This window comes from Acidovorax sp. Q11 (genome assembly GCF_054950075.1).
The window spans coordinates 474,309-500,380 of record NZ_JBUDZG010000001.1; the positions used below are offsets into that span (position 1 = coordinate 474,309).

Here is a 26,072-nt window from a genome sequence, read left to right on the forward strand (position 1 = left end):
GGGGGATGCCGGTGGCCAGCGTTGCCCACGTCAGCCCGGCATGCGGCGACCGGCCAGGCGCCCCACCAGCGTCCCCAGCGCCGCTGCAAAACACCCCAGGCTGAGCCAGGCCCGCCACAGGTTGGCGGCATTCCACTGGTCGCGCACCTGGGCCCAGTCGGCGGGCAGGGCCTGGGGGTTCCAGGCTTCGGTGGTGTAGTTCAGGGGCAGGTTGACCTGCTGGGTAAAGAACACGATGCCCAGCAGGTAGGCCACGCCGACCAGGGCCAGCAGGCGCCACCACAGCGTGCGGTGTTCACGCCAGGCCATGGCGAGGGTCAGGGCGCACCACACCGGCGGGCCGAAGAACAGCGTAAAGAACAGGGCGTGCCGCACGTTGCGGTTGAAGGCCGATTGCACGGTGGCATAGGTCGCGCCGTCCATCTGCAACATGGCCAGATTGACGTTGGCGCTGTAGGTGCCGAAGAACCCGGCCATGAGGCCCAGCCACACCACGGCGAGGGCGTGGGGCAGGAGGGTGAGTGGCAGGGGCGGTGTGTTGTGGGCGTGTGGGTGGAGGGTCATGGGCGGGACTGGTGGGTGCGATGCCCGCACTCTGCCGAAGGCCCGCGCCCCCCGCCTTATCCTTTGATAAGCCCCATCTCGCTGCGCAGGCGCGACAGCGACACATCGGTCACGCCCAGGTACGACGCCAGGTGCTTGAGGGCGATGCGCTCGGCCCATTGCGGGTGTTGCTCCAGCAAGCGGGTGTAGCGCTGGCGGGCGCTGAGCTGCAGAAATTCCTGCTCGCGTTGCATCTTGCCGTCGAGGAGCGCGCCGAGCACCCGGTGCTCCAGCGCGGCCCAGGGTGCCCAGCCCGCGCTGGGCAGCGGCTCACCTGGATCGACGGGGAAGGGCAGGGCCCACACCACGCTGTCTTCCAATGGTTCCACGTGAAACATCACCGGCTGCTGGCGCAGTGTGGGGGTGATGGGCCAGCACAGGGCGCCGTCCAGAAAGAAGTTCTTGTTGGACTCTGCGCCGTCGCGGTCCAGGTAGTACAGCCGCAGCGCGCCGCGCTCCACCCACCACAGATGCCGCCAGTGTTCGCCCGCCCGCAGCAGGGGCTGGCCACGCTCCAGCAAGCGCCGTTCGGCGAGAGCCCACCAGGCCTCTATGGCCGGAGGCGGGGCGCCAAGCAACTCGGTCAGGAAGAGGGTGAGGGGGCTGGAAACAGACACGGCCTGCGCAAAGTGGGAAAATCGCGGGTTGCCTGCTGGGGCGCCAAGTGCGCCCACCTCCAGCAGGGCCGGTGTGCGGCGCCTTTGACAGGGTGCCCGCGCGCACCGGGTGTTTTGATTATCGGGCCCGCCAGGCCCCGGAGTGTCCCCATGTTGTATCCCCAGGAATTTGATGTGATCGTTGTCGGCGGTGGCCATGCAGGCACCGAGGCCGCGCTGGCCGCTGCGCGCATGGGCAGCAAAACGCTGCTGCTGACCCACAACATCGAGACGCTGGGGCAGATGAGCTGCAACCCCAGCATCGGTGGCATCGGCAAGGGCCACCTGGTGAAAGAGGTGGATGCGCTGGGTGGCGCCATGGCGCTGGCAACGGACGAGGGCGGCATCCAGTTTCGCATTCTCAACAGCTCCAAAGGCCCAGCGGTGCGCGCCACGCGGGCGCAGGCCGACCGCATTCTGTACAAGGCCGCCATCCGCCGCATGCTGGAGAACCAGCCCAACCTGTGGCTGTTCCAGCAGGCGGTGGACGACCTGATGGTGGAAGGCGACCGGGTGGTGGGCGCCGTCACCCAGGTGGGCATCCGCTTCCGCAGCCGCACCGTGGTGCTGACGGCGGGCACCTTTCTGGACGGCAAGATCCATGTGGGCCTGAACAACTACGCAGCGGGCCGGGCAGGGGACCCACCCGCCGTGTCGCTGTCGGTGCGCCTCAAGGAGCTGAAGCTGCCGCAAGGGCGCCTGAAGACGGGCACGCCACCGCGCATCGACGGGCGCAGCATCGACTTCGGCAAGTGCACGGAGCAGCCCGGCGACGGCATGCCCGGCGGCGTGAACGAGGGCACGGTGCCCGTGTTCAGCTTTATGGGCAACGCTGCCATGCACCCCCAGCAGGTGCCGTGCTGGATCACCCACACCAACGAGCGCACGCACGAGATCATCCGCAGCGGCTTTGACCGCAGCCCCATGTTCACCGGCAAGATCGAAGGCGTGGGCCCGCGCTACTGCCCGAGTGTGGAAGACAAGATCAACCGCTTTGCGGACAAGGACAGCCACCAGATCTTTCTGGAGCCCGAAGGCCTGACCACGCACGAGTACTACCCCAACGGTATCAGCACCAGCCTGCCGTTCGACATCCAGTACGACCTGGTGCGCAGCATGCCCGGGCTGGAAAACGCCCACATCCTGCGCCCTGGCTACGCCATTGAATACGACTACTTCGACCCCCGCTCGCTCAAGAGCAGCTTTGAAACCCGCCAGATCCAGGGCCTGTTCTTTGCCGGGCAGATCAACGGCACCACCGGTTATGAAGAAGCGGCGGCGCAGGGCCTGTTTGCCGGCATCAACGCCGCGTTGCAGTGCCGGGGCGATGCGCCCTGGCTGCCCGGCCGCGATGAGGCTTATCTGGGCGTGCTGGTGGACGACCTGATCACCAAGGGCGTGACCGAGCCCTACCGCATGTTCACCAGCCGCGCCGAGTTTCGCCTGCAGCTGCGCGAGGACAACGCAGACATGCGCCTGACGGAAGTGGGGCGCCAGATGGGCCTGGTAGACGACGCGCGTTGGGGTGCCTTCAGCCGCAAACGCGATGCGGTTTCACGTGAAACAGAGCGCCTGAAGGCCACCTGGGTGAACCCCCGCAACCTGCCTGCGGCAGAATCCGAGCGCGTGCTGGGCAAGAGCATCGAGCATGAATACAACCTGTTCGAGCTGCTGCGCCGCCCCGATGTGAACTACGCCAACCTGATGTCGATGGACGGTGGCAAGTACGTATCGGCCGATGTTTCACGTGAAACCCTGGGCGACCTGAGCGCACCGGTGCTGGAGCAGGTGGAGATTGCGGCCAAGTACGCGGGCTATATCGACCGCCAGAAGGGTGAGGTGGAGCGCGCTGCGCACTTTGAGAAGCTGCGCCTGCCGCCCGACCTGGACTACATGCAGGTGACGGCACTGAGCATCGAGGCGCGCCAGGTTCTGAACCGCCACCGTCCGGAGACGTTGGGCCATGCCTCGCGCATCACCGGCATCACGCCTGCGTCGATCTCGCTGCTGATGGTGCATCTGAAGAAGGGTGGGTTCAAGGAGTTCGCCGTGGCACCGGCAACGCCCACCAAGTCAGAAGGCGAAGTGGCAGCATGACGATGACCGTGAGCAACGACAGCCTGCGCCAGCAACTGCAAGCCGGGGCCGACGCGCTGGCGCTGGGCCTGAGCGACGCACAGGTCTCCCTGTTGATGGATTTTCTGGCGCTGCTGCAGAAGTGGAACAAGGTCTACAACCTGACGGCCGTGCGCGACCCGCAGGAGATGATGACGCACCATTTGCTGGACAGCCTGACCGCCGTGGCGCCGCTGCGCAGGCATGTGGCGGGCCTGCAGCAGGGTGGGGCGGCGGCGGTGAAGCTGCTGGATGTTGGGTCGGGCGGCGGCCTCCCCGGTGTGGTGTTTGCCATTTGCTGCCCGGATGTGGACGTGAGCTGCGTGGACACCGTGGGCAAGAAGGCCGCCTTCATCCAGCAGGCGGCGGTCGCGCTCAAGCTGCGCAACCTGCATGGTGTGCACGCACGGGTCGAGACGCTGAGCACGCCGTTCGATGTCATCAGCTGCCGCGCGTTTGCCTCGTTGCCAGACTTTGTGACCTGGTCGCGCAGCGCACTGGCCGCGCCCCATGGCGTATGGCTGGCCATGAAGGGCAAACATCCCCAGGAGGAAATCGCTGCGCTGCCTGGGGATGTGGCAGTGTTTCACGTGGAACAGCTCACGGTGCCGGGTCTGGACGCGGAGCGCTGCATCATTTGGATGAAGCCCGCCTGATGGCTCTGTCCTCAGTGCACCGACTTTTCGGCGGGTGGGGCAGGGGGCTCGCGTAAACTCGGCTCCTCACCCGGGTGCATCTTCCCCTCGCACCCTCCCCGCGCACCAGGAGAAACCATGTTCGGCATCGCAGACTACGGCGCCTTTGTCGCTGCCATTGTGTTGTTCCTGCTCATCCCAGGCCCTGGCAATCTGGCGCTCATCACCTCCACCAGCAAGGGCGGCGTGCGCGGTGGCATGGCGGCCACCATGGGTGTGATTGCGGGCGACCAGGTGCTGATGTGGGCGGCGGTGGCCGGTGTGGCCGCGCTGCTGGCCACCTACCCGGCAGCCTTCAACGCGGTGCAATGGCTGGGCGCGGCCTACCTCGCGTGGCTGGGCTTCAAGATGGTCACGGCCAAGCCGGGCGCCCAGCCCATCCTGAACATCGAGCCGCGCCACTACTTCAAGCAGGCCGGGCTCATCACCTTGCTCAACCCCAAGGCCATCGTGTTCTACATGGCGTTCTTCCCGCTGTTTGTGGACCCGGCCCGGCACCTGGGCATGCTGACTTTTGGCGTGATGGCGGCGACGGTGGCGGCATTGACGTTTCTCTATGGCCTGGTCGCCGTGCTGCTCACGCACCACCTGGCCGAGCGCATGCGCGCCAACCCGCGCATCGGCCGCGTGCTGGAAAAGATCGCGGGCGTCTTCCTGATCGGCTTTGGCATCAAGCTGGCCATCTCCAAATAACACCACACGAACTGCAGCACCCACATGGCCAAGATCTTTTGCGTTGCCAATCAAAAGGGTGGGGTGGGCAAGACCACCACCACCGTCAACCTCGCTGCCGGCCTGGCCAAGATCGGCCAGCGCGTGCTGATGGTGGACCTGGACCCGCAGGGCAACGCCACCATGGGCTCGGGGGTGGACAAGCGCAGTCTTCAGCTGTCGGTGTACGACGTGCTGCTCGAATCCGCCTCGGTGAAAGAGGCGGCCGTGCTGTCGGAAAAATGTGGCTACTGGGTGCTGGGCGCCAACCGCGAACTGGCCGGGGCTGAGGTGGAGCTGGTGACTTTGGAGCACCGCGAAAGGCGCCTCAAGGCCGCGCTGGCCGAGGCGGATGCCGATTTTGACTTCGTGCTCATCGACTGCCCGCCGTCCTTGAGCATGCTCACCCTCAACGGCCTGTGCAGCGCCCACGGCGTGATCGTGCCCATGCAGTGCGAGTACTTTGCGCTGGAAGGCCTGACCGACCTGGTCAACACCATCAAGCAGGTGCACGCCAACCTCAATGCCGACCTGCAGATCATCGGCCTGCTGCGCGTGATGTTTGACCCACGCATCACCTTGCAGCAGCAGGTGAGCGACCAGCTCAAGGGCCACTTTGGCGACAAGGTGTTCAACAGCGTGATCCCGCGCAACGTGCGCCTGGCCGAGGCGCCCAGCTACGGGCTGCCCGGTGTGGTGTTTGACCCGGCCGCCAAGGGCAGCCAGGCTTTCGTCGAGTTTGCAGAGGAGATGGTTGCGCGTGTGAAGAACATGCCCGCTGCGGCCTCTCCCATGGCGAAAATGCCTGCTTCCGCCTGATGGGTAAGCGTCAATAGCTATTAAATTGATAGTAATGAAGGCTTCCAACGTCTTGCTGCTGCCCGGCTGGCAGAACTCCGGCCCCGACCACTGGCAAAGCCTGTGGGAGGCCGCGCATGGCTACCACCGCGTGGAGCAGCACGACTGGATGCGCCCGCTGCGTGGCGACTGGTCGGCCCGCCTCGAAGAAACCGTGGCTGATGCCGATGGCCCGGTGGTGCTGGCAGCGCACAGCCTGGGCTGCATCCTCACCGCCTGGTGGGCGGCGCACACCCGCCATGCGGCCAAGGTGCGCGGCGCGCTGCTGGTGGCACCGGGCGATGTGGAGCGGCCCGACCTGGCCGCGCAGATCCATGGCTGGGCGCCCATTGCACGCCAGCCGCTGCCGTTCCCTGCCTTGCTGGTGGGCAGCCGCAATGATCCGTACTGCAGCTTCGAGCGCGCCGAAGGGCTGGCGCAGGCCTGGGGCACGCGCTTCATCGATTACGGCGAGCGCGGCCACATCAACGCTGAATCTGGTCTGGGCGAGTGGGTCGAAGGCCACGCCTGGCTGCGCGAACTGGCGGGTGATGCCGCATGAAGCTGCGGGCGTTCTGGCGCAAGCCCGCATCGGCTGAGCCGCTTGCAGCGCCACCGCCGCGAAGGCTCGATCCCGTCTGGATCGAGGCGCCGCTCACCATGCTCTCCTGGTTCCTGCCGGGCGGTGCGGTGGTGGTGGGCGCGCTGGGGCAGTTCATGCTGGCCCTGGTGCTGCTGATGGTGGCGTTCGGTGTGTGGTTGCGCCTGTGGCGCAGCCGCAAGAAGCGCCGCGCCATGGGCCGCGCTGCGGGCGGCCGTACCCCGCGTTGATAACCCCCTGTACCGTTTCGCATCCATGTCCAAAATCGCTCTCGCCGCCATCGCCGACCAACTGCCCCGCGCCTGGAACTCCACGGTGGTGGGCCGGGCCGCAGGCGCCAACCTCAAGGTGCTGCGCATGGATGACGCGGCCTACCCCGACGAATCGCACGACTTTGACGAGGCGCTGCTGGTGCTGGACGGCTGCATGCGCCTGGACCTGCAAGGCCAGGTCACCGAGGTGAATGCGGGCGAGGTGTTCATCGTCCCGGCAGGTGTGCCCCATGCCGTGGCGCCTGGCAGCCACGGCACGCTGGTCATCATCGACCGCTGAAGATTTCCCTCTCCCCATTCCTTTTCGAGAAGAAGACATCGCATGGTCACCAAAAAACCCAAGGGCCTCGGCCGAGGCCTGGAAGCCCTGCTGGGCCCCAAGGTAGAAGACAAAGTGGAGCAGGCCCAGGCCGCCGAGGCGGGCTTGCCCAGCAGCCTGCCCTTGAGCGAACTGGTGCCCGGTGTGTACCAGCCGCGCACGCGCATGGACGAAGGCGCGCTGTACGAGCTGGCCGAGTCCATCAAGGCCCAGGGCATCATGCAACCCATCCTGGTGCGGCGCCTGGTGGATGGCGAGCACGCGGGCAAATACGAAATCATTGCGGGCGAGCGGCGCTTTCGGGCGTCGCGCCTGGCGGGCCTGGCCGAGGTGCCGGTGCTGGTGCGCGACGTGCCCAACGAGTCCGCCGCTGCCATGGCGCTCATCGAGAACATCCAGCGCGAAGACCTGAACCCGCTGGAAGAAGCCCAGGGCCTGCAGCGTCTGGTGCGCGAGTTCGGCCTCACGCACGAGCTGGCCGCGCAGGCCGTGGGCCGCTCGCGCAGCGCCGCCAGCAACCTGCTGCGCCTCTTGAACCTGGCCGAGCCCGTGCAGACCATGCTGATGGCGGGTGACATCGACATGGGCCATGCGCGGGCCCTGCTTGCGCTGGACCGCGCCGCGCAGATCACGGCGGGCAACCAGATTGCGGCCAAGAAGCTGTCGGTGCGCGAGGCTGAGGCGCTGGTGAAAAAGCTCAGCGCCGAGTTCAGCCTGGTGCCGCAAAAGCCCAAAAAGGAAAAGTCGCGCGACCTGAAGCGCGTGGAAGAAGAACTCTCGGACCTGCTCATGGCCGAGGTCGAGGTGCGTGTCAAAAAACGCGTCAAACGCCATGGCCGCGTGGAAGACATGGGAGAGCTGGCGATTCAGTTCGGCTCGCTCGAAGCTTTGAATGGCTTGATTGACCGCCTGCGCGGCTGATCGGCCGTTGGTCCGGGGCGCGGCGCTGTCCCCGCGCAAACATGCGTGAAATAGCGCACAGAAACGGTTTCCAGCCGTAACTTGCGCAGGCAAAATGCGTCAGTGCGGGGCCTACACTGCGCTGCGTTCAACACACCCGGGTTGACCGCAAGGCCTTGGCAGCGAGCGTGTATTGCTACGCTGCGGCCCACGATGGTTTGCCGGGTGATTCCTGTATCTCCCGGAACAGACCACCATGACTCCTTTGCGCTTTGTCCTGACCCCCGCCTGCCTGGCCGTTGGCCTGAGCATCGCCAGCCTGGGCGCCCAGGCCCAGAACACCAAAACCCCCAAGGTCCAGCTGTGGATGGACCTGTCCACCGGCACCATGGCGGGCATGCCCGAGATGGACAGCCTGCCCGGTGGCGGTGGCATGCTCGGCGGCCTCATGGGCGGTATGGGTGGCGGCGCCGCGCAGGGCAGGGCGGGCAGCGGCAACACGGCCTATGGCCATGCCCGCGCCATGTCCATCATGCCCCCGCGTGTCATCGACCTCGCCTTGCACAACAGCCTGCGCCCCGGCGTGGAGGCCAGCCAGGCCATTCCGGCTGGCATGCGCATGGGCGAATCCCTGCCGCTGATCCCGCCGCGTGCGCAGCCCACCCAGACCGAGCCGGGCGAGGTGCCCCAGGAATACCAGCAGCACCAGCCCAAGGGCCGCATCCTGCTGTACTGGGGCTGCAGTAGCGCGGTGCGTGCAGGTCAGCCCCGCGTGATTGACCTGGCGCGTGCCAAGCCCTCCGACTACGCACAGGCCTTTGCGGGCCGTGCTGTGCCCGACCGGGGCCCGCGTGTGGGCCCGGCCTATGCGCTGTACCCCAACGAACGCAACCAGGTGAGCCTGTCGCGGGACAGCTCGGTGGTGGGCGAGCACCAGGTGCGCGGCGACGGCGTGCCCGCCTCCATGAAGTTCACGCTGGGTGCCGCGCAAGATTTGATGCCCGCCATCGACCTGCGCACCACCGGCAAGTCGCAGGACAGCATGGGCACGAGCTGGCAGCCCGTGCGCAACGCGCGTGCCTACTACCTGCATGCCATGTCACAGAGCGGGGACGACCTCATCATGTGGTCCAGCGCCGAAACGCCCGACACGGGCATGGGCCTGTTCGACTACCTGTCGCCCGCCACCATCGACCGCTGGCTCAAGGAGCGGGTGCTTCTGCAGCCCGAGACCACGCAGTGCGCCATCCCCCAGGGCATTTTTGCGGGCGGCGGGCGCGATGCCACGCCCATGCTGCGCATGATGGCCCACGGCGGTGAAAGCCACATCGTGCACCCGCCGCGCCCGGCCGACCCCCAGGCCGCATGGGAGCCCGAATGGTCGGTGCGCGTGCGCGTGAAGTCGCACACCATGGCCATGCTGGGCGAAGAGATGCAGGGGCAGCGCGGGGGCATGGGCGCCACGGCTCCGGCGGGCGCTGGCGCCGGTGGCGGGGCGTATTCGAGTGGCATGGGCAACAGCGGCCAGTCTTCGGGCGGCACGCCGTCGGATGCGGGCACCCCTGGTGAGGTGGTGAATCCCGTCAACCTGCTGCGCGGCCTGTTCGGGCGCTGAGCCGAAAGCAAAGACACCCCATGCTGGCCCTGCGCATGCCCTGGCCCTTGCCCGCGTTGATGGCGTGGGCGGGTGCATGGCTGGTTTTTGTCGCGCTGCAACGCGCCGCCGTGCCGCCCGTGGGGGCTTTGCTGGCCGCCTGCCTGCTGGGCACGGCCGCCAGTGTGCTGGGCGGCAGCTGGTGGCGGAGGGGGCTGATTGCAGCGGGGTTCCCTTTGTCGTTGGCACTGCTGGGCGCGGCCAGCCTGCCCACCTGGGCGTGGCTGGTGCCGCTGGCGCTGCTGCTGCTGGTCTACCCGCTCAACGCCTGGCGCGATGCGCCGCTGTTCCCCACACCGCGCCACGCGCTGCAGGCCCTGGCTGTGCAGGCACCGCTGCCGCTGGGCGCGCGCGTGCTTGATGCGGGCTGTGGCCTGGGCGATGGCCTCAAGGCCCTGCGCCACGCCTACCCTGCGGCCCAGCTCGAAGGGCTGGAGTGGAGCTGGCCGCTGCGCCTGGCGTGCGCTGCGCTGTGCCCCTGGGCCCAAGTGCGGCGCGCCGACATGTGGAAGGCCGACTGGAGCCCCTACCGCATGGTCTATTTGTTCCAGCGCCCCGAAAGCATGGCTCGCGCCGCTGCCAAGGCCCAGGCCGAGCTGGCCCCGGGTGCCTGGCTGGTGAGCCTGGAGTTTGCCGTGCCCGGCTGGTTGCCCAGCGCCCAGCTGCGCGCGCCCGGTGGGCGGGTGGTGTGGCTGTACCGCATGCCGCTGAACCGGGTGGAGGCATGACATGCACCGCGCCCGGCTTTGTGTGTCAGCTTGTGTCAGAGGCCCCGAACGGTTACAGAAAAGATACAAGCTTTTGCTACATTGCGCCCCTGGCTACAACCCCATACACAAGAACCAAGAAACTCACAGCCAGAGGGGGACGCACAGAGCGCCGCTGCGCATCGGGAGGGATGCAGGCGGGCTGTCGGCAACTTCCTTGTCCGGACTTCCTACGCCACACCCTGCAGCGCTGCAGACACGGTGTGTCGCCTTGCTGCTGGCCAACAGGCCCGGCAGCCGCAGGGTGCGTGGGCCACGCCGGGGTTTTTCTGGTGCCTAACCGATCGTCGTGCAAGGAGCATCCATGACCACCCCCCTGTCCCGTTTCCGTCCCCGCCTGCTGTGGGTGCTGACGCTGAGCGCCGCCCTGACCGGCTGCGCCACCATGCAAAGCCACGACAAGCTGGCCACCGACATGCAGACGGCCGGGCGCAGTGGCGGCATTCCTGCCGCCATCGCCCAGCTCGAAAGCACGGCCAAGACCGAAGAAGAAAAAACCGCGCTGCTCTACAACATGGAACGCGGCGAGCTGCTGCGCATGGACCGCCGCTACCCCGACAGCACCAACGCCTTCCTGCTGGCCGACAACAAGGTCAAGGAATGGGAAGAAACCGCCAAGACCAACCCCAGCAAGCTCATGGGCACCGTGGGCGCCGCGCTGATCAGCGAACGCCTGAAGGTCTACGAAGGCCAGGATTACGAAAAGGTGTGGGTGACCACGCGCCTGGCGCTCAATCGCATGGCCGTGGGCGATTTTGAAAATGCCCGCGTGGACATCAAGCGCACGCACGAACGCGAAGCCATCATTGCCGAATTCCGCGCCAAGGAAACCCTGGCGGCCGAGGAAGAAGCCAAGTCCAAGGGCGCATCGTCCGGCGGCAAGGAACTGAACGGCTACCCCGTCGAGACCCTCAACGACCCCGAGGTGCTGGCGCTCAAGAACGGCTATTCCAACGCCCTGAGTCACTACCTGGCGGGCTTCCTCTACGAAATGCTCAACGAACCCGGCCTGGCCGCGCCCGGCTACCGCAAGGCCATCGAGCTCAAGCCCGACACCCCCGTGCTGGAAGAAGGCCTGCGCGGCCTGGACAACCGCACCGGCTTCACCTGGAAGCGCCGCCAGCGCATGACCGATGTGCTCTTCATCGTCGAAGCCGGTGATGCCCCTGCACGCAAGCCCAAGGCCTTCACCATCCCCGTGCCCACAGGCCGTGGTCTGGTCACCGCCAGCATCTCCTACCCCGTGATCGAGCCGTCCAAGGACGCGTTGCTGACCACCATTTCTGCTGCGGGCACCGACCTCAAGCTCGAAAAAGTGGTGGACGTGAACGTGATGGCGCGCCGCGCGCTCAAGGATGAAATGCCCGGCATGGTGCTGCGCGGCTTCACCCGTGCCGTGGCCAAGGGCGTGCTGCAGAACGAGCTGCAAAAGCGCGGCGGCCTGATCGGCGGCATCATCGGCGCGGCCGCCTCGGTGGCCACCGAGCAGGCTGACGACCGCATGTGGCGCATGCTGCCCGGCCGCGTGTACGTGGCCCGTGGCTACCTGCCGCCCGGTGAGCACATCGTGAGCGTGAACGGCCGCCAGCTGCCCCAGCCTATCAAGATCGATGGCCAGTACGCCCTGGTGCCCCTGCGCATGTACGACAACAGCGTGCTGACCGGTGACGTCGCCATGCTGGGCCAGCTGCCTACCGTGGCGGCTGCACCGCAACCGGCCCCCGCGGCAGCGGTGGCACCCGCTGCCCCAGTGCGCACCACCACCAACAACCGCGCTCGCACCGTGCCTTCGTCCGCCGTCAAGCCCACGGCAGCCCAGCCCGCCGCGGCCGCCAAGAACTGACCCACTGTTTCTGACCCCATTCAAGGAGCCTCTGGCATGAGAACCCGTTTTGTCCCCGCCGCGATCCCTGCAGTGCTGTGCGCGGCCCTGATGACCCTGGCTGGCAATGCCAGCGCCCAGTTGCACGACCCTGCCACCCCGCTGGCCGTTGCCGCCAAGGTCGCCCTGCGCGGCGAAGCCAACAGCATCGCCGTGCGCGAGATGCGCATCGTGCGCAAGAACGACATCCTGGTGGTGCAGGCCGACATGGCCAACATGGGCCGCACCGACCGCACCGTGTTCTACCGCTTCAAGTGGCTGGACAACGTGGGCAACCAGGTGGGCGATGGCGAATCCTGGAAGCAGATGAGTGTGCTCGGCCTGGGCCAGCAGACCGTGAAAAGCGTGGCGCCCACCAGCGCCGCCGTGGACCTGCGCCTGGAAATGAATGTGGAGCCGCGCTGATCGCGCCGCACCAATCCCTGTTTGAGTGAGGAGTAAACCAACATGAACACCAAGAACCGCATCCAGCGCAGTGCGCTGGTCCTGGCCTTTGCGGCCAGCACCCTGGCCTTGTCGGCTTGCCAGAACCTGTCTTCGCCCACCGTGCGTTTTGATCGCCAGGTCAACTACGGCGACGCCAAGGCCGTCGAGCTGGTGACCAACGAGTTCGGCTCCACCGACCTGCAGATGATTGCCGAGAAGATGACCGGCGGCTTGCTCGAAACCGGCATCTTCCAGGGCCGCCCCACGGTGACGATCTCCACCGTCAAGAACAAGACCAGCGAGTACATCGACACCACCAACGTGATGAACTCGATCCAGACCGCGCTGGTCAAGTCGGGCAAGGTGCGTTTTGTGCGCTCCATCAACGAGATGCAGGCCGGTGTGGACGAGCTGCAGCGCCAGAACCAGAGCGGCCTGTACAAGCAAGGCACCACCGCCAAGGTCGGCCAGATGACGGCTGCCAAGTACAGCATGGAAGGCGAGCTGACCAGCATCGTCAAGCAGAACAACAACACCAAGGACGTGTACTACAAGTTCACGCTCAAGCTGTTTGATGTGCAGGAAGGCACGATCGAGTGGCAGGACGAAAAGGAAATCCGGAAGACCAGCAAGCGCTGATCTGCCCCAAGGAGCACACCATGCAACGCAGAACCACTCTCCACACGGCCCTGGCCGTGATCGCGGCCACCACGCTGGCCTGGGGCACGGGCGCGCAGGCGCAGCAGCCGGGCGCGGCCCCCAAGATCGCCGTGACCGACCTGGCCTACGCCCAGCGCGTGTCCGAATACTTCATGGCTGGCACCTACCAGCGCAGCAGCCAGATGAGCGCGGGCGGCAGCCACAGCGGCGGCTACAGCCACGGCCCCTATGGCGGCGGCGGCTCGCACTCGGGCAGCCACTCGATGCAGGCGTCTGAGCAGGCCAGCGGCACCTATGTGGCCGGGCGCTACAGCTACATCGAGCAGCGCGAGCTGGGTGGCTACACCAACGACATCAAGGGCGCCATCCTGCAGGGCACCTACTTCCGCCTGATCCAGGGCAAGGGCTTTGACGCAGGCAAGCCCCAGCCCAGCAAGGCCGAGCAGGTGCTCAACCAGGTGCAGGGCGGCAAGATGGCCACGCCACAGGCGCAGCCCCAGGTGGCCGACGTGATCAGCCGCATCAAGAAGGGCGAGTTCAACGGCGCCGACTACGTGCTGTTTGGCGTGGTGTCGAGCATCGACTTCACCGACGCGCTCTCGCCGCTGCAAGGCACGACCAGCGCCACGCGCCAGTACGGCCTGCAGCTGCTGGCCGACTTCTCGCTCATCAACACCAAGACCTACGAGATCAAGGCCGCGTTCTCCGCCCAGGGCGAAGGCAACGACACCAAGATCCTGTCGGTCCGTGGTGACATCGCGCCGCCCAACCGCGCCAAGGTGATGCGCGAGACCTCGCTGTCGCTGGCGCAGGACGTGTACCAGCAGCTCGCCGGGCAACTGGGCTACACCGACGCCAACCTGGCGCGCGGCGTGCGCCCGCCGCCGGTGTACCAGCAGGGTGGCCAGCCTATGCCCGTGCCGCAGCCCCAGCAGCCCGAGCAGGTGCTGATCCTCAAGTAAACACAGCTCTTTGGGGGTGATACGCCGTGGCGCACTGCTTCGTCGCTGTACCCCCATCGCGCCAGGCCAGCCGCGTGCTGGCCTTTTTGTTGGGCGCACGGCGGTGGGCCACAGGGGCGGTGCTGGCCGCTGCCGTCGGGGCGGTTGCGGCCCAGCCCACGGCCTCGCCCCTGTCTCCGGTGCTGGCCGAGCCTCCACACGCGGCCCCCACGGGCCGCTTTGAGCCCCTGGTTTTGCCTGGCGAGCGTGGCGTGGTGCTGCAGGCCCTGCAACGCAGCGAACGGGTGCCGCCCCTGCGCTATCGGGTGATCGTGGTGCCCGGCTCTGGCTGTGCGGGTCTGGGATCGTTTGCTGACCGCTACTTTGCCGGACTGCTGCACGCTCAGGTGCTGGTATTGCACAAGCCCGGGGTGAGCCCTGGCGATCGCACCGCCCCCGCCGACTGTCCGCACAGTTTTGTGTCGCGCGACCGGCATTCCACCTGGCTCGCGCACGCCCGCGCGGCCCTGCGTGCCGATGCCCTGCAGCGCCAGGGGCAGCCCGCGCTGCCGCAGCTGCTGGTGGGCATCTCCGAAGGGGCAGAACTGCTGCCCGCGCTGGCGCCCGAGGTGCCACAGCTCGCCGGCCTGGTGCTCATCGGCTCCAGCGGGCTGGACCCGCAAGAGGCCGGGGCCCTGCAGGCCCGCCGCCTGGGCGTGCAGGACGACTGGGCTGCGCTCGCGCAGATCGTGGCGGGTGCGCCGCACGACAGCGTGGTGGTGCAGGGGCGCAGCCTGGGCTACTGGCGCGACCTGTGGAACTGGCCCTTGACCCTGCCCCTGCTGCGCAGCCCCTGGCCGCTGCTGCAGGTGTGGGGTGGTGACGACGCAATGGTGCCCGCCGTGGCCTACACGCGGTTTGAAGCGCTGGCGGCCTTGCGCACCGCGCCCTACTGCGCGCGGCGCATGGAGGGCGCCGACCACGGCCTGCAGCGCCGCACAGCCGGTGGGGAGGCTGTGGACGGTGTGCAGCAGGTGTGGGCGTGGACAGAACAATGGGCTCGCAACCCGGTCGTCGGGCTGTGTGGGCCGCTGTTAACGCAGCCGTAGTGCCATGAGTGAGAAGTTTGCTGAAAAACCAAAGATGTCGAAATCTTGTCAGGCAAGGCGCAAGCCACAGCGATAGCCGCAGCTATCGCGAGGATTTGCAATGCAGCACGGCAACGATTTTCGGCATCCCTATAAGACGAATTTCTAAATCGGGACACTAGTCCCCGCGCTGCAACCCAGGCGGTGCCGGCGTTGCCGCAGCCTGCGCCTGCAGCCAGTCGCAGAACACATCGAGCCGGGGCAGGGGGCCGCTGGTGCGGCGGCGCACCACGTAGTCATACCCCGAGGCCACAAAACCCAGCGGTGCCGCCAGCCGGCCTGCCAACACGTCGTCCATCACCAGATGCCAGGGGGCCACGGCAATGCCCAGCCCGCGCACGGCGGCTTCCAGCGTGAAGTAGTAGTGCTCAAACTCGGGCCCCGCCTGTGCAGGCGTGGGCGGGGGCACGGTAGTGCCCGCCGCAGCGCCCCACATGGCCCAGGCGTTGCGCCGCGTGCGGGTGTGCAGGCGCAGGGGCGCAAGGGCCGGGTCGGCCAGATCGGCGGGCTGGTGCAGCGCCACCCGCTGCGCGAGTTCGGGGCTCAGCACCGGGCCCAGGTGTTCGGGGAACAACCGTTGTTCCTTGCTGGTGTCCCGCGCCCCGGTGGCCTCTTCGGCGGTGATGGCCAGGTCGCCGTGCATGCGGCCCGCACCGGTGCCTGCGTCGGTGGTGCGCAGGCGCACCTCGATGCCCGGGTGCTGCGCCTGGAAGTCGAACAGCCGGGGGATCAGCCACTTCACGGTGAAGGTGCTGAAGCAGGCCACGTCCAGCGGCCCCCGGCGGGTGTCGCTGACCTCGCGCACCGCATCGGCGATGTGGGCAAAGGCGGTGGTCAGCACCGGCTGCAGCACATGCGCTGCCGGTGTGAGGGTGGGGCGGGCCTTGCTGCCGTCGAACAGGGCCACGCCCAGGTGCTGCTCCAGCTGGCGCACCTGGCGGCTGATGGCGCCGGGCGTGACCGACAACTCTTCCGCTGCCGCCGTCATGCGGCCGAGGCGGGCCGCCGCCTCAAAAGCACGCAGGGCATTCAGTGGGGGCAGCCGGTGACTCATCTATGTGATTTTAAGACACATAAAAGCGGCCAAATCATCGCTTTTCAGAAACCAAACTGATAGCAACAATCGTTTGCCTGATAGGCGGTGAGGCTTGAATTGTTTACAAGCCAACCGCTGCTCATTTCAACTTCTCTATTTGATTCAAGAGAACATAAGAAAGACCCATGCCATTCATCCGCACCAACGTTCCGCACGACACCCCAGCCGCTATGCGCAATGCCATCGTGCAAGGCATCCACCAAGCGCTGGTAGACGCCATCGGCATGCCGCCGGACGAGCTGTTCAACTTGGTGGCTGGCTATGCCCCAGGCGAATTTGCCTACAGCCCCACCTTCAACGGCGTGGCGCGCTCCGACCGCGTGGTGGTGGTCGAGATCACGCTGCGGCGCGGGCGCAGCGACGCGATGAAGCGCACCCTCTACGCCGCCATTGCGCGCAACCTGCAGGCCATGGCGGGCGTGGCCCCGGCCGACGTGTTCATCTTCATGCACGAAAACGACTATTCCGACTGGTCCGTGGGCCACGGGCGGTTTGCAATGGACCTGGTGCAGAACAAGGCCGCAGCCTGAGCCGTGGCGTTCGCTACCGAGGCCGGAACATCCTGAACAACTGCTCCGGCCCCACCGTGAAATAGTCCGCCGGGCCGCCGCCGCGCAGGATGTGGCCGGCGTTCGCTGTGTCGTACACGCCGTCTTTCAGCAGCGCCTTGTCGATGTGCACGGCCACCACCTCGCCCAGCACCAGCCAGGTGTCCACCTGCATTCCGTCCGCGCCTTGCAGCTGCAGGATCTGCGTGCTGCGGCATTCAAAGGCGACCGGGCTTTCTGCCACGCGCGGCGGGCGCACACGGGTAGAGGGCAGGGGGGTGAGGCCGGTCAGGTCGAACTCGCTGACTTCGGGCGGTACGGCGGCGCAGCTCTGGTTCATGGCCTCGGCCAGCTCGCGCGTGGCCAGGTTCCACACGAACTCGCCGGTCTCCTGCACGTTGCGCACCGTGTCTTTGTAGCCAATGCTGGCAAAGCCCACGATGGGCGGCACGTAGTTGAAGGCGTTGAAGAAGCTGTAGGGCGCGAGGTTGGTGGCGCCCTCTGCGTTCTGTGTGGCAATCCAGCCGATGGGGCGCGGTCCCACGATGGCGTTGAAAGGGTCGTGCGGCAGGCCATGGCCCTGGCGGGGTTCGTAGCTGTGGAAGGTGCGTGGAGTCTGTGGAGTGGTCATGGGGCTCGGCAGGGGGGCGAACAGGCCAACACCTTAGCGGCAGACGCGGCGCGCTGCAGCCGCCAGGATATCTTGGTGCTCACTTTTTCATAGCTATCCGGGCATATGGTTAGCGCGCACAGGGGCTACGGGAGCACTGGGCCACCGTTCCACGGCTCAGCGGCGCTGTTCGGGCGCTGCGCAGATGCCGGGGTTGGCGGGCGGCGGTACGGTACACACCATGCGCAGCAGGGCAGAGAACGAGCCCTGGCCAATGCCGTAGCTCGACGCCGTCAACCAGGGTATCTGCTGGCGCACGCGCTCCAGCGCCGCGCGGACCTCTGCCTCGCTGCCGCCTCCCTCCAGCTCGACGAGCTGGCCGCGCTTGCCGTCGCGCAGCGCCAGCTTGGTCAGTGTCACCCCGTTGCCCAGCACCGGGCGCAGAGCGTCTTCCACCTGCTGTTGGGTGTAGGCGCTGCCCGTTGCTGGCAGGCACACGCTGCGCTCGCCCGGCGCCGCGCACAGAAAGTTGACGAGCACGCGGTAGGCCACCTGGTCAGCCTCGCGCCGGACCCAGGCCACCTGCGGGTTGCGCACCTCGCCCGAGCGCTCCAGCGCCTGCACCCACTCGCGCACGGCCGCGTCATCGGGCGCACGGCCCTCCAGCGCTGCACCGTCCTTCCACAGGTCGATCTTGCCCAGGGTCACGCCACGGGGCAGCAGCGGCTGCAGCGCATCGCTGACCCGCTGGCGGGGTGAGACGGGCTCACCGCTGGCTGCTTGCGCGCCAGGCGGCGGTGGAGAGCCCGGGTCGGGTGCTGGCAGCACCGGGCTGGGGCCCGCGCGGCCCATCACGTCTTGCTGCAGCGCGCGGGTTTCATCGCGCAAGGCGCTGGTCAGGGGCATGGGGTGCACGCTGCCTGCGGGCACCTTCAGCGCGCTGAGCGGGCCGTCGATCCAGATGGGGTACTGGTGCGCAATGGCGCCCGGCGCGCGGGCGGGCTGGTAGTAGCCCGCGTCGGTGTCCTGGCCGATGCGGACCGAAAACCGGGCCCCGGTGGTGAGGGTGCTCACGCCCACATGGCGCGCGTTCATGTCATGGAGCAGCAGTGCGCTGCTGCTTTGTGTGCTGTGCAGCTTCAGCCATTCGATCTGCCCCGTGCCACCCGCCTTGGCCCAGGCATTCGAGCTCAGGCTGAGCAGGCCCAGGCGCACACCGTGGAACCACAGTCGCATGTCGGCGCTGGGGTTCAGGAAGATGCGCAGCGCGGGCAGGTCCACGCGATCGAACAGCAGCGCCAACCGGTCGCCGCGGATGAGCAGTTCGTGCGCCGTGGCCAGCTGCAGCGTGAAGCAGACGGCGCTTTTGTCCGTGCCCACGCGGGGGATGGCCGACGCAGCAGGTCCGGCCGTGATCGTCACGTCGCGCACCGGGGGCAGGGCGCGGCGCTGGCGGTCGGCCGCCGGGGTGTCTTCCGTCACGCTGAAGGACCCGCGCCCCAGAAACAGCCGGTTCTCGGCCCCCGACACCACGCGCACCGTGCAGTCGTTGGCGATGATGTGCACCAGCCGCAGATTCCCCAGGCGGCCCGTTACAGGGTCCCACGGGCGCTCATGGGCGTCGCGCAGCAGGTTGGCACGTTCGATCAGCGTGTCGGGTGTGACGTCGAGCGGCGCGGCGTGGGCCAGCGCGGTGGTGGTGCACGCCAACGCCGCCAGGAGCAGAGAACGAAGAGCGCGTGGAGTGTGAAGGTGGCTCATGCTGTCCGCATGGTACTGACACCCTGCGCTCACCTCCGTCACTGCGGCACTGGCTGCTGCTGCCCCAGAAACCGCCCCGGCGGCTGCCCCACCGACTTGCGCACCATGGCGCTGAAGGCGCTGGCGCTGTAGCCCAGTTCGGCGGCGATCTGGCCCATGGGCATGCGCCCGGCGGCCAGCGACACGGCCTTGGCCAGGATCACCTGCTGGCGCCATTGGGTGAAGGTGCTGCCCAATTCGGAGCGGAACAGCCGCGCCACGGTGCGGGGGCTGGCGCCCGTGTCCTGCGCCCAGTCGGCCAGGGTGTCGTGGCGCGTGGGGTCGGCCAGAACGGCTTCGCACAGGTGGCGCAGGCGCTTGTCCTGGGGCAGGTCCACGCCCAGCTTCACGGCGGCGGCGCGGGCCAGTTCGTCGCGCACCAGGGCGCTCAAATGCTGTTCACGCCGCAGGTCGGAGGGGCTGATCGCGGGGCCACCATCGGGTGCGGTGGGCATCTCGCGCACCAGGGCGCGCAGCAGGTCGGACACCTCCAGCACGCGGCACTGGCGCCAGGCGTCTTCCTGGTCGCGCGGCACACCGGGGCCGCAGCGCCCCCGGGGCTGGTGAAAGTACAGCGTGCGCAGGTCGGCGTCTTCCACCATGGTCACGGCATGTTCCACACCGGGCGGAATCCACAGCGCGCGCGAGGGCGGCACGATGTAGGTGCCGTGGTCCACCGTGAGCCGGATCACACCCGTGGTCGATATCGCCACCTGCGCCCAGGGGTGGCTGTGCGGCATCACCTGGGTGTCGGTGGCCAGCCAGCGCAGCTTGGCGCGCACCGGGCGCGCGGTGGTGGGCACAAACAGCTCGGGCGTGAGCGAGTCCACGTACGACAGGCCGCGTGGCTTGCCGGCCTGGGGGCGCGGCACGACCTGGGCGGCAAAGTGTTCCACCACCGGTTCGGTGGGCGCCGTGGGCGTGGCGGGCAGAGTGCGCGGGTTTGGCATGTTTGCGACAAAAGTTGTCTGCCTATCGTAAACCTGCCGGGGCTGCCCTGCCTATGATCAGCCCATGACCGCTTCCTCTTCCTCTGGCACCCTCGCCAACCCTGTCCCGTTGCGGCAGGACGCCCGCACCATCGGCCTCGTTGGCCTGGCCCATGGCAGCTCGCATTTCTTCCACATGCTGCTGCCGCCGCTGTTCCCGTGGCTGATCGGCGAGTTCGGCTTCAGCTACTCCGAGCTGGGCCTGCTGGTGTCGGTGTTTTTTGTGATCTCGGGCGTGGGCCAGGCGCTGTCGGGCTTCATCGTGGACCGCGTGGGCGCGCGGCCGGTGATGTTTTTTGCGCTGTCGAGTTTTGCGGCAGCGGGCCTGGCGGCGGGCACCGCGCAGGGCTACTGGGGCCTGTTGCTGGCGGCCGCGCTGGCCGGTCTGGGCAATGCGCCGTTCCACCCGGTGGACTTCACGATCCTGAACAAACGCGTGTCGCCGCAGCGCCTGGGGCATGGCTTTTCGGTGCACGGCATCAGCGGCAACCTGGGCTGGGCCACGGCGCCCGTGTTCATGGCGGGCATTGCCACGGCCACGGGCTCGTGGCGCACGGCCTGCCTGTGCGGTGGGCTGTTCGCCCTGGTGGTGCTGGCCATCATGGCCTGGAACCGCGATGCGCTGGACGACCGCCAGGGCGCCTGGGCGCACCAGACCAAGGGCGGGGCCGGGGCGACCAAGCCCGAGCACCCCATGGCCTTCCTCAAGCTGCCCTCGGTGTGGCTGTGTTTCTCGTTCTTCTTCTGGAGCACCTGCGCCCTGAGCGCCATCCAGAGTTTCGCCAGCCCCGCGCTGCAGTCCATGTACGGCCTGCCGCTCAGCATCACGGCCATGGTGGTCACGGGCTACATGCTGTGCGGCGCGGCAGGCATGCTGGTGGGTGGGTTCCTGGTGGGGCGTGTGCAGCGGCTGGAGAAGATCATCTCGGTGTGCCTGCTGGGTTCGGCGGCGCTGCTGGTGGTGGTGGGCATGGGCTTTTTGCCCGGCATGGCGGCGGTGGCCGTGGCTTCGGTGGCGGGGCTGGGCACAGGCCTGGCGGGCCCCTCGCGCGACATGCTGATCAAGCGCGCTGCGCCGCCCGGAGCCACGGGCCGGGTGTATGGCACGGTGTACTCGGGCCTGGACCTGGGCTTTTGCCTGGCCGCCCCGGTGTTTGGTGCGATGCTGGACCACGGCATGACCTCGGGCATCTTCTACGGCTCGGCCTTCACGCTGGTGCTGAGTGTGGTGTCGGCGGCGCTGGTGGGGGTGGGCGTGGCAGCACGGGCCGCTCGGCCCCTGGCAACCGCTGCCTGATCGGGAGAGGCGAAGCGCTCTCTCGTTGGTGGATCGTCGGCGGGGCATCCATCAATGGGCCGGGTGCGCCGGGGCTTCTGCGTGCCCGCCAACAGGCTTGGCGGGCTTGTGTTGCAATCGCTGCGACTGCGCAGGGGCCTTTGCATGGCCCGCAACGCGCAGCCCCCACACCACTCCGAGGACAACCCATGACCCACCCCATCTACAACGCCAGCATCCCCGTTTTCCGCCAGATGCTGGGTTCCCTGAAAGACGTGCTGGCCAAGACCGAGGCCCATGCCGCGGCGCGCAAGATCGAACCTGACGCTTTGCTGCAGGCGCGCCTGTTCCCCGACATGTTTCCGCTGGCGCGCCAGGTGCTGATTGCCTGCGACTTCGCCAAGGGCGTGGCCGCACGCCTGGCCGGGGTGGAGGTGCCGTCCTTCCCCGACGCCGAGCGTCCCGGGTTTGCCGATCTGAACGAACGCATCGCCACCGTGCTGGCGTTCATCGAAGGCCTGCCACAGGCCGCGTTTGCCGATGCCGCCACGCGCGCCATCACCATCCAGCCCGGCACGCCGCGCGAAAAGCAGTTTGTGGGCGAACACTACCTGCTGCACTACGGCCTGCCGCAGTTCTTCTTCCACGTGAACGCGACCTACGCCATTGCGCGCCACAACGGCGTGGAGCTGGGCAAGCGCGACTACATGGGCCAGTATTGATCCGAGCCATCGCGCAGGCGGCCACCACCCGGTGTGGCTACTGCGCGTAGTTCAGCGGCAGCGCGGTGGTGAACTTGATCTCCTCCATCGCAAAACTCGAACTCACGTCCGACAGCGCCACCGCCTGCGTGAGCCGCTTGTAGACCGCGTCGTAGGCGCGGATGTCGGGCACCACCACGCGCAGCAGGTAGTCCACATCGCCGCTCATGCGGTAGAACTCCACGATCTCGGGGATGCCCATCACCACGTCGCGCAGGGTGTCGAACCACTGCTGGTGGTGCTGGCTGGTTTTCACGGCCACGAACACCGTCACGCCCACATTCACCTTGCGCGGGTCCACCAGGGCCACGTGGCGGGTGATGTAGCCCTTCTCGCGCAGCCACTGGATGCGCCGCCAGCAGGGTGTGTTGGAAAGGTGCACGGCATCGGCCAGCTCGGCCAGCGGCGTCTCGGCGTTTTGCTGCAGCATCGCCAGCAACTGGCGGTCAATGGAATCCAGATTCTGTTTCACGGCAAATAAGAAAAATCGTTTCTCGTATTTGGCGATATATGGGGCATTAAAGCAAAATGATTTTCATGGCCGTGTCACATACTGGACGGGTGTTTCTGGCACGGAATCTGCGGTCTGTGCCTGCAGCTCCGGGGCCTTGCATCCACCGTGGTGCAGTGTGCTTTGCGCCCGATGACCCGCGTTCCCCTTCCTTTGCTTTTTTCCAAGGACTTCATCCATGACGGCTTCTGTTTTTCGACGCAAACCCTATGCCCTGGGTCTGAGCATCGCCGCACTGGCGGTGCTGGCGGCCTGTGGCGGCAGCGATGGCCCCACCACGCCGGTGGCCACCCCCGAACCCGTCGAGCAGTACGTGCCGCCCGAGCCGCCCTCGGGCTACACGCCCAAGTCCATCAGCTATGCCAACAAGGACATGGTGGCGGCGGCCAACCCGTTGGCGGCGAAGGCGGGCGTGGACATCCTGGCCAAAGGCGGCACGGCCACCGATGCCGCCATTGCGGTGCAGATGGTGCTGAACCTGGTGGAGCCGCAGTCGTCGGGCATCGGTGGCGGCGCCTTCATGCTGCACTTTGACAAGGGCGCCAACAAGCTGCTGGCCTACGATGGCCGCGAGACCGCGCCCAAGGCCGCCACGCCCAACCTCTTCATCGGCGCCGATGGCAAGCCGCTGGCGTTTCTGGCGGCGGTGGATGGAGGCCTGTCGGTGGGCACGCCGGGCGTGCTGCGCATGCTCGAAGCCGCACACAAGGCCCACGGCAAGCTGCCGTGGAAGGACCTGTTCGAGCCCGCCATCCAGCTCAGTGAAAACGGCTTTGCGATCTCGCCGCGCATGAGCGTGTCGATTGCCGGATCGGCCGCGCGCATCAAGGCCCAGGGCGAGCCCGGCGCCAGCTACTTCCTCAACGCCGACGGCACGGCCAAGGCGGCGGGCACGCTGCTCAAGAACCCCGAACTCGCGGCCACCCTCCGGGCCATTGCAGCGGGCGGTGCCGACGCGTTCTACAAGGGCGACATCGCCAAGGACATCGTGGCCAAGGTCAGCAGCCACCCCACCAACCCCGGCAAGCTCGCACTGGATGACCTGAGCGGCTACACCCCCAAGGTGCGCGAGCCCGTGTGCGGCGTCTACCGCGTGCAATACCGCGTGTGTGGCATGCCCGCGCCCAGCTCGGGCGGCATTGCCGTGCTGCAGACCCTGGGCCTGCTGCAGGGCTTTGACCTGGCAGCCATGAAGCCCAACACGCTGGATTCGGTGCACGTGGTGTCCGAGGCCTACCGCCTGGCCTATGCCGACCGCGCGCTGTATGTGGCCGACCCCGACTTCGTGAGCGTGCCCCAGGCCGGCCTGATCAACGCCGACTACCTCAAGGAGCGCGCCAAGCTCATCAGCCTGAGCAAGAGCATCGGCACGCCCGTGGCGGGCACACCGCCGGGTGTGAGTGGCGCCAAGGGGCGGGACAACTCGCTGGCCCTGCCATCGACCACCCACCTGTCCATCATCGATAGCGCAGGCAATGCGGTGTCCATGACGACCACGATCGAGAACGGCTTTGGCAGCCTGCAGATGGTGCGCGGCTTCCTGCTGAACAACCAGCTCACCGACTTCTCGTTCACGGCCACCGATGCGGCGGGCAACCCCATTGCCAACAGCGTGCAGCCGGGCAAGCGCCCGCGCAGCTCCATGGCGCCCACCATCGTCTTCAACGCCGCCACGGGTGACCTGGAAGGTGTGGTTGGCTCGCCCGGCGGCAGCGCCATCATCCAGTACACCACCAAGACCATCCTGGGCATGACGGACTGGGGCCTGAACGTGCAGCAAGCCATCAACCTGCCCAACTTTGGCGCGCAGACCAATGCCACCACGTCCATCGAAAAGGGCTCGGTGATCGACACCGCCGCGATCCGCGACGGCCTCAAGGCGCGCGGCCACACCGTGGCGCAGACCGACGCGTTCACCAGCGGCCTGCATGGCGCGGTGTTCAACGGCGTGCGGTCCAACGGCAATGTGGGCCTGCTGGCGCGCAACCCGGGTGCGGGTACCTACGCCGGGGGTGCCGACCCCCGCCGTGAGGGGATTGCGCAGGGCAATAACTGAAGTGTGCTGAGGTTGATCGGTTGCGGTCCGAGAGGGCCCGCACCGGTACAGGAAGAGGCTGCCGGGTGGACTACCGGGCAGCCTTTTTTTGTGGGGGCTCCGTGGCCACCGCCGGGTGTGCTTCGTCTGCCAGCGTGCGCAGCAGGGTGGTGAACGTGGCCGTGGGTCCCACGTTGTCGTCCGCTCGGTAGACCAGGGTGAGCGGCACATCCAGCCGCCCGCCATCCACCAGCGGGCGGTAGGCAATCGCATGCCGGTGCACGCCCAGCATGGACGACGGCACCACGGAAATGCCGGTGCCTGCCGCCACCAGGTTGAGGTTGGTCAGCATGCGCGCCACCTCGGCCACCACGCGGGGGCGCACGCCCTGCTCGGCACACAGCGCTAGCAGGTTGGCATACAGGCCGGGCGCGCCCGGGCGGCGCACCAGGATCATGGGCTCGCCTTCCAGGTCGGCAATCTGGATGGGCAGCGGCTTGCCGCGCCGCTGGCGTTGTGCCAGCGGGTGGTCGATGGGCAGGGCCACCATGGCCGGCTCGTGCTGCAGGGTTTCGAACACCAGGCCCGCAGGCCGTGCCACGGGTACGCGCAGCAGGCCGCAGTGCAGGCGGCCATCGGCCACGGCCTCGGTGATTTCGGCGGCGTTGTTCTCGCCAATCTCCAGCACTAGGCCGGGGTGGCGTGCGCGGCATGCGCGCAGTGCAAACGGGGTGAACTCGTGCGCGGCGGCCGAGCTGGTGAAGGCGATCACCAGCCGCCCCGTCTTGCCCTCGGCCAGCAGCTGCATGCGGCTTTGCAGTGCGTCGAAGTCATGCACCAGGCGGGCGGCATCGGCCTGCAAGGCGTGCCCGGCCTTGGTCAGGGTGACGCCCTTGGCGTGGCGCTTGAAGAGCACCAGGCCCACTGTGTTTTCCAGGGCCTTGATCTGCTGGCTCAGCGGCGGCTGGGCCATGCCCAGCAGCTCGGCCGCGCGGGTCATGTGCCCGGCCTCGGCCACGGCCAGAAAGTAGCGCAACTGGCGGATGTCCATGTCAGTGCCTGCGGGTGGCTGGGAGGGTGGTCATATGCAAATCGTATCGCCAGGGCCATTTTTTCCTATTTGACGTATTGGAAGCCGGTTTCTACGATGCAGCGGCATCCGGCTCGCACCCCCAAGAACCTTTCAGGAGACACCCCCGCCATGACTGCACCGCAGCCCCATTCCCTGCCACCCCTTCTGCACCTTTTGCCCCGGGGGC

27 protein-coding genes are annotated in these 26,072 nt (G+C 67.4%); 19 read left to right on the top strand and 8 right to left on the bottom strand.

All coding sequences use genetic code 11. From position 1 onward, the window contains the following. Nucleotides 1–30: 30 nt before the first annotated feature. Nucleotides 31–564, bottom strand: coding sequence for an anthrone oxygenase family protein (locus ACYZGB_RS02130; RefSeq protein WP_462386558.1), 534 nt, complete (start codon nucleotides 562–564; stop codon nucleotides 31–33). Nucleotides 565–620: 56 nt separating this feature from the next. Continuing rightward, nucleotides 621–1,220: a Crp/Fnr family transcriptional regulator gene (locus tag ACYZGB_RS02135; protein WP_462386559.1), complete on the bottom strand. Its 600-nt coding sequence runs from the start codon at nucleotides 1,218–1,220 to the stop codon at nucleotides 621–623. Between the two features lie 150 nt (nucleotides 1,221–1,370). Here ACYZGB_RS02135 and mnmG point away from each other — a divergent pair, with 150 nt between their 5' ends. The 15 genes from mnmG to ACYZGB_RS02210 all read left to right on the top strand — a co-directional run bounded on the left by mnmG (nucleotide 1,371) and on the right by ACYZGB_RS02210 (nucleotide 15,148). After that, nucleotides 1,371–3,356, top strand: coding sequence for a tRNA uridine-5-carboxymethylaminomethyl(34) synthesis enzyme MnmG (gene mnmG, locus ACYZGB_RS02140; protein WP_462386560.1), 1,986 nt, complete (start codon nucleotides 1,371–1,373; stop codon nucleotides 3,354–3,356). Beyond that, entirely contained in the window at nucleotides 3,353–4,030 is a 678-nt protein-coding gene (rsmG, locus tag ACYZGB_RS02145; protein ID WP_462386561.1) for a 16S rRNA (guanine(527)-N(7))-methyltransferase RsmG, read from the top strand. The genes mnmG and rsmG overlap by 4 nt, the downstream gene beginning before the upstream one ends. Nucleotides 4,031–4,147: 117 nt before the next feature. Beyond that, a complete protein-coding gene (locus ACYZGB_RS02150) occupies nucleotides 4,148–4,762 on the top strand; it encodes a LysE family transporter (protein ID WP_462386562.1) in 615 nt (204 codons plus the stop codon). 24 nt (nucleotides 4,763–4,786) lie between these two features. Continuing rightward, nucleotides 4,787–5,599 (top strand): ParA family protein, encoded by an 813-nt coding sequence (locus ACYZGB_RS02155; protein ID WP_462386563.1) that lies wholly within the window; start codon nucleotides 4,787–4,789, stop codon nucleotides 5,597–5,599. A 34-nt stretch (nucleotides 5,600–5,633) separates the two neighbouring features. Beyond that, entirely contained in the window at nucleotides 5,634–6,179 is a 546-nt protein-coding gene (locus ACYZGB_RS02160) for an RBBP9/YdeN family alpha/beta hydrolase (protein ID WP_462386564.1), read from the top strand. A 98-nt stretch (nucleotides 6,180–6,277) separates the two neighbouring features. Further along, nucleotides 6,278–6,448 carry a hypothetical protein gene (locus ACYZGB_RS02165; RefSeq protein ID WP_462386565.1) on the top strand — a complete coding sequence of 57 codons (171 nt, stop codon included), beginning with the start codon at nucleotides 6,278–6,280 and terminating at the stop codon, nucleotides 6,446–6,448. 25 nt (nucleotides 6,449–6,473) lie between these two features. Then, the gene (locus ACYZGB_RS02170; protein WP_462386566.1) at nucleotides 6,474–6,770 is read left to right on the top strand and encodes a cupin domain-containing protein; all 297 of its coding nucleotides are present in this window, start codon (nucleotides 6,474–6,476) and stop codon (nucleotides 6,768–6,770) included. A gap of 42 nt (nucleotides 6,771–6,812) precedes the next feature. Beyond that, on the top strand, nucleotides 6,813–7,730 hold the full coding sequence (locus ACYZGB_RS02175; RefSeq protein WP_094289955.1) for a ParB/RepB/Spo0J family partition protein: 918 nt from the start codon (nucleotides 6,813–6,815) through the stop codon (nucleotides 7,728–7,730). Nucleotides 7,731–7,965: 235 nt separating this feature from the next. Beyond that, a complete protein-coding gene (locus ACYZGB_RS02180; RefSeq protein ID WP_462386567.1) occupies nucleotides 7,966–9,324 on the top strand; it encodes a hypothetical protein in 1,359 nt (452 codons plus the stop codon). 20 nt (nucleotides 9,325–9,344) lie between these two features. Further along, nucleotides 9,345–10,091, top strand: a complete 747-nt coding sequence (locus ACYZGB_RS02185; RefSeq protein ID WP_462386568.1) for a class I SAM-dependent methyltransferase — start codon at nucleotides 9,345–9,347, stop codon at nucleotides 10,089–10,091. A 343-nt stretch (nucleotides 10,092–10,434) separates the two neighbouring features. Continuing rightward, a complete protein-coding gene (locus ACYZGB_RS02190; RefSeq protein WP_462386569.1) occupies nucleotides 10,435–11,973 on the top strand; it encodes a COG3014 family protein in 1,539 nt (512 codons plus the stop codon). Between the two features lie 36 nt (nucleotides 11,974–12,009). Next, entirely contained in the window at nucleotides 12,010–12,417 is a 408-nt protein-coding gene (locus ACYZGB_RS02195) for a YcfL family protein (protein WP_056056988.1), read from the top strand. A 42-nt stretch (nucleotides 12,418–12,459) separates the two neighbouring features. After that, nucleotides 12,460–13,077 (top strand): penicillin-binding protein activator LpoB, encoded by a 618-nt coding sequence (gene lpoB / locus ACYZGB_RS02200; protein WP_094289960.1) that lies wholly within the window; start codon nucleotides 12,460–12,462, stop codon nucleotides 13,075–13,077. A 20-nt stretch (nucleotides 13,078–13,097) separates the two neighbouring features. Next, nucleotides 13,098–14,060 carry a hypothetical protein gene (locus tag ACYZGB_RS02205; RefSeq protein ID WP_462386570.1) on the top strand — a complete coding sequence of 321 codons (963 nt, stop codon included), beginning with the start codon at nucleotides 13,098–13,100 and terminating at the stop codon, nucleotides 14,058–14,060. 26 nt (nucleotides 14,061–14,086) lie between these two features. Further along, the gene (locus ACYZGB_RS02210; protein WP_462386571.1) at nucleotides 14,087–15,148 is read left to right on the top strand and encodes an alpha/beta hydrolase; all 1,062 of its coding nucleotides are present in this window, start codon (nucleotides 14,087–14,089) and stop codon (nucleotides 15,146–15,148) included. Between the two features lie 157 nt (nucleotides 15,149–15,305). Here the strand turns inward: ACYZGB_RS02210 and ACYZGB_RS02215 are convergent, their stop codons facing one another. Next, complete coding sequence (locus ACYZGB_RS02215) at nucleotides 15,306–16,241, bottom strand: LysR substrate-binding domain-containing protein (protein WP_462386572.1); 936 nt, start codon at nucleotides 16,239–16,241, stop codon at nucleotides 15,306–15,308. Between the two features lie 167 nt (nucleotides 16,242–16,408). Between ACYZGB_RS02215 and ACYZGB_RS02220 the strand changes: the two genes are divergently transcribed. Beyond that, on the top strand, nucleotides 16,409–16,813 hold the full coding sequence (locus ACYZGB_RS02220; protein WP_462386573.1) for a tautomerase family protein: 405 nt from the start codon (nucleotides 16,409–16,411) through the stop codon (nucleotides 16,811–16,813). A 13-nt stretch (nucleotides 16,814–16,826) separates the two neighbouring features. On the opposite strand, the gene ACYZGB_RS02225 is transcribed toward ACYZGB_RS02220, so the two are convergent. The 3 genes from ACYZGB_RS02225 to ACYZGB_RS02235 form a co-directional block, all read right to left on the bottom strand. Continuing rightward, a complete protein-coding gene (locus ACYZGB_RS02225) occupies nucleotides 16,827–17,462 on the bottom strand; it encodes a flavin reductase family protein (protein ID WP_462386574.1) in 636 nt (211 codons plus the stop codon). Nucleotides 17,463–17,618: 156 nt separating this feature from the next. Next, entirely contained in the window at nucleotides 17,619–19,202 is a 1,584-nt protein-coding gene (locus ACYZGB_RS02230; RefSeq protein WP_462386575.1) for a PilN domain-containing protein, read from the bottom strand. A gap of 38 nt (nucleotides 19,203–19,240) precedes the next feature. After that, on the bottom strand, nucleotides 19,241–20,191 hold the full coding sequence (locus tag ACYZGB_RS02235; protein ID WP_462386576.1) for an AraC family transcriptional regulator: 951 nt from the start codon (nucleotides 20,189–20,191) through the stop codon (nucleotides 19,241–19,243). A gap of 64 nt (nucleotides 20,192–20,255) precedes the next feature. Here ACYZGB_RS02235 and ACYZGB_RS02240 point away from each other — a divergent pair, with 64 nt between their 5' ends. Beyond that, nucleotides 20,256–21,527, top strand: coding sequence for an MFS transporter (locus tag ACYZGB_RS02240; RefSeq protein ID WP_462386577.1), 1,272 nt, complete (start codon nucleotides 20,256–20,258; stop codon nucleotides 21,525–21,527). Between the two features lie 188 nt (nucleotides 21,528–21,715). Further along, entirely contained in the window at nucleotides 21,716–22,228 is a 513-nt protein-coding gene (locus ACYZGB_RS02245) for a DUF1993 domain-containing protein (RefSeq protein WP_462386578.1), read from the top strand. A gap of 37 nt (nucleotides 22,229–22,265) precedes the next feature. Here ACYZGB_RS02245 and ACYZGB_RS02250 read toward each other — a convergent pair whose 3' ends face one another. Next, nucleotides 22,266–22,727 carry an Lrp/AsnC family transcriptional regulator gene (locus tag ACYZGB_RS02250; RefSeq protein WP_063462278.1) on the bottom strand — a complete coding sequence of 154 codons (462 nt, stop codon included), beginning with the start codon at nucleotides 22,725–22,727 and terminating at the stop codon, nucleotides 22,266–22,268. A gap of 229 nt (nucleotides 22,728–22,956) precedes the next feature. Here ACYZGB_RS02250 and ggt point away from each other — a divergent pair, with 229 nt between their 5' ends. After that, nucleotides 22,957–24,834: a gamma-glutamyltransferase gene (gene ggt, locus ACYZGB_RS02255; RefSeq protein ID WP_462386579.1), complete on the top strand. Its 1,878-nt coding sequence runs from the start codon at nucleotides 22,957–22,959 to the stop codon at nucleotides 24,832–24,834. A 70-nt stretch (nucleotides 24,835–24,904) separates the two neighbouring features. Here ggt and ACYZGB_RS02260 read toward each other — a convergent pair whose 3' ends face one another. Next, on the bottom strand, nucleotides 24,905–25,864 hold the full coding sequence (locus ACYZGB_RS02260; RefSeq protein WP_462386580.1) for a LysR family transcriptional regulator: 960 nt from the start codon (nucleotides 25,862–25,864) through the stop codon (nucleotides 24,905–24,907). Between the last annotated feature and the right edge of the window lie 208 nt (nucleotides 25,865–26,072).